Source organism: Streptomyces sp. NRRL WC-3626 (genome assembly GCF_000718785.1).
GTDB lineage: Bacteria > Actinomycetota > Actinomycetes > Streptomycetales > Streptomycetaceae > Streptomyces > Streptomyces edwardsiae.
This window is the reverse complement of the sequence record NZ_JOCA01000089.1, coordinates 1-205: the sequence shown is the minus strand read 5'-3', so window position 1 is coordinate 205 and position 205 is coordinate 1. Positions and strand designations below refer to the sequence as shown.

The following is a 205-nucleotide window of genomic DNA, read 5'->3' as shown; positions in this document are numbered from 1 at the left end:
GAAGTCCAGGAAGATCATCAACAGGAACATGCCACCGAACGCGGCGATCGCCGGGTGGGCGTCGGTGACGAGTTCCTGGTAACGGTCCTTGTCACTGAGTGCGAGATCGACCGCCTCGATCGGCCCGAGCTGGGCACTGACCGCGACGATCACGACGGGGAAGACCAGTCGCATACCGAAGACGGCGATCAGAATGCCGATGGTG

1 protein-coding gene is annotated in these 205 nt (G+C 62.0%); it reads right to left on the bottom strand.

What is annotated here, in order from left to right; all coding sequences use genetic code 11:
- Positions 1 to 205: DUF475 domain-containing protein (locus tag IF28_RS0135945; protein WP_030229692.1), on the bottom strand; the 205-nt coding region annotated here is incomplete at both ends.